This window comes from Kitasatospora sp. NPDC057542 (assembly GCF_042801945.1).
Classification (GTDB): Bacteria; Actinomycetota; Actinomycetes; order Streptomycetales; family Streptomycetaceae; genus Kitasatospora.
Map to the genome: position 1 here is coordinate 1 of NZ_JBHVFE010000776.1, position 2,063 is coordinate 2,063.

At 71.5% G+C, this 2,063-nt stretch carries 2 protein-coding genes and 1 tRNA gene; 2 read left to right on the forward strand and 1 reads right to left on the reverse strand.

Annotation, left to right across the window (positions count from 1 at the left end; all coding sequences use genetic code 11):
* Positions 1-50 precede the first annotated feature (50 nt).
* Positions 51-659 (reverse strand): ABATE domain-containing protein, encoded by a 609-nt coding sequence (locus tag ACFU7Y_RS43355; protein ID WP_224279255.1) that lies wholly within the window; start codon positions 657-659, stop codon positions 51-53.
* Positions 660-756: 97 nt separating this feature from the next.
* On the opposite strand from ACFU7Y_RS43355, the gene ACFU7Y_RS43360 reads away from it, so the two are divergent.
* Positions 757-1,824: an alcohol dehydrogenase catalytic domain-containing protein gene (locus ACFU7Y_RS43360; protein ID WP_380771963.1), complete on the forward strand. Its 1,068-nt coding sequence runs from the start codon at positions 757-759 to the stop codon at positions 1,822-1,824.
* Between the two features lie 134 nt (positions 1,825-1,958).
* Positions 1,959-2,042: transfer RNA gene (locus ACFU7Y_RS43365), tRNA-Leu, on the forward strand.
* The last annotated feature ends 21 nt before the right edge of the window (positions 2,043-2,063 follow it).

Sequence of the window (2,063 nt, forward strand, 5' to 3'; positions counted from 1 at the left end):
CGGAGATGTGTATAAGAGACATGCCCCGAGGCGTGTTCCGCCCGGCCGATCTACTCGCCGTCGGCAGGCGCCTGGGCCCTCGCCCGGTAGGCCCGTTTCTTGACGAGGGCGCCACACGTCTTCATCGAGCACCAGCGGCGGGCGCCCGCGCGGGAGGTGTCGACGAACGGGGTGCCGCACGCCGGGTTCCCGCAGATGCGGACGCGCGTGCGGTGTTCGGACCGGCAGAGTTCGATCAGGTCCCGCGCGACCATCGACAGCACCGCCGCGACCCCGTCCCCGTGCCAGCGCACGGACGTCGCGTCGGCCGAGAGCACGGGCACCGACGTGGGCTCGGCTGCGGCGCCGTTGACGAGCGCGACGTCCTCGGGCGCGGGCGGGACTCCGTCCGCCAGAGCGAGGCCGGTCCGCTGGATCGCCTCGCGGAGCCGCCTGGCGCCGTCCAGGTCGGCCTCGGTGCAGGCCGGCGCCACTGCTGTGCAGCCGCTCTCCGCGCACCAGCGGCTCAGGTCCTCCGGCCGGGCCAGCCGCTCGACGTGCACGTCCTTGCCTCGATCGGCCAGTGTTCCGGCGAAGGCGAAGCACAGTCGCGCGTCGTCGAAGCGGAAGTCCGTCTTGGCGCGCTGGCGCCCCTCACGTCGACCGTCCCCATTGCTCATGTCCACCACTTTATGTGGTTGACGTTGCGGCGGGCGAGCGCATAGCTTCCAAGTCCACCACTTGAACCGGTGGACGTTTCCCGAGGAGGTCGCGTCCATGCGCGCCGCAGTCATCGAAGAACTCCACAAGCCGCTCGTCATCCGCGAGGTGCCCGACCCCGCATGCCCGCCGGACGGCGCGATCGTGCGCGTCGGCGCCAACGGGATCTGCCGCACCGACTGGGCCCTGTGGGCCGGGGACTTCTGGACGGGAGGGCCGCGCGTCGAGGCCCCGTTCGTCCTCGGCCACGAGTTCGCCGGCACCGTCGTCGAGGTCGGCCGGGAGGTGCGGGACTGGAAGGAGGGCGACCGCGTCATCTTCCCGATGAACCCCGGCGAGGGTTCGTGCGAGATGTGCCGCAGCGGCAACCAGCACGTGTGCGAGCACGTCGACTCGCTCGTACCCGGGGTGTCCTACTGGGGCGCCTTCGCGGAGTACGTCATGGTCCGCTTCGCCGACGTCAACCTGGTCGAAGTGCCGGAGTCCGTCGGCTTCGTCGACGTCGCCGCCCTCGCCTGCCGCTACATGACCGCCTTCCACGGCGTCGTCGACCAGGCCCGGGTCCGCGGCGGGGAATGGGTCGCGGTGTACGGGGCCGGCGGCGGCATGGGCCTGTCCACGGTGGAGATCGCCGCCGCCACCGGCGCCAACGTCATCGCGATCGACATCACGGACGAGAAGCTCTCGGCCGCGCGCGCCCTGGGGGCCGTCCACACCGTCAACGCGGCCAGGGACGAGCCGACGGAGGCGGTGAAGGACCTCACCCGGGGCGGCGCCCACGTGTCCGTCGACGCCGTCGGGATCGCCGAGGCCTGCCGGAACTCCGTGCTGTCCCTGCGGACGCGCGGCCGACACCTCCAGCTCGGGCACACCACCGGCGCGGAGAAGGGCGGCGTCGCGCTGCCGATCGACGTGATGATGGTCAAGGAACTGGAGATCCTCGGGGCCTTCGGCATGCAGGGCCAGCGGTTCGGCACGATGCTCAACATGATCGGGGCCGGCCGCCTCAACCCCGGCCGGATCGTGACCCGCACCGTCGGCCTCCACGAAGCGGGCGGCGTGCTGGAGTCCCTGGAGACGTACGGGCCGACCGGCGTGGTCGTCATCGACGAGTTCCGGGCCTGACCTCGCGAGCCGGGCGGACGGCCCGGACGTGCCGCTCCGCCTGCTGCGGCCCACCACCGCGGGCCCGCCCGTTCGCCCGGGGGTGGTCGGAAGCACCCCTCCGGATGGTCTATAGTTTTCCTCATCACCCAGATGCGCGGGTGGCGGAATAGGCAGACGCGCTGGATTCAGGTTCCAGTGCCCGAAAGGGCGTGGGGGTTCAACTCCCCCCTCGCGCACAAAGGTCAACCGACCCGATG

What these genes read in the sequence shown, in the direction of transcription:
- ACFU7Y_RS43360 (WP_380771963.1), top strand. Translation starts at nt 757, where the DNA reads ATGCGCGCCGCAGTCATCGAAGAACTCCACAAGCCGCTCGTCATCCGC.
- ACFU7Y_RS43355 (WP_224279255.1), bottom strand. Translation starts at nt 659, where the DNA reads ATGAGCAATGGGGACGGTCGACGTGAGGGGCGCCAGCGCGCCAAGACG.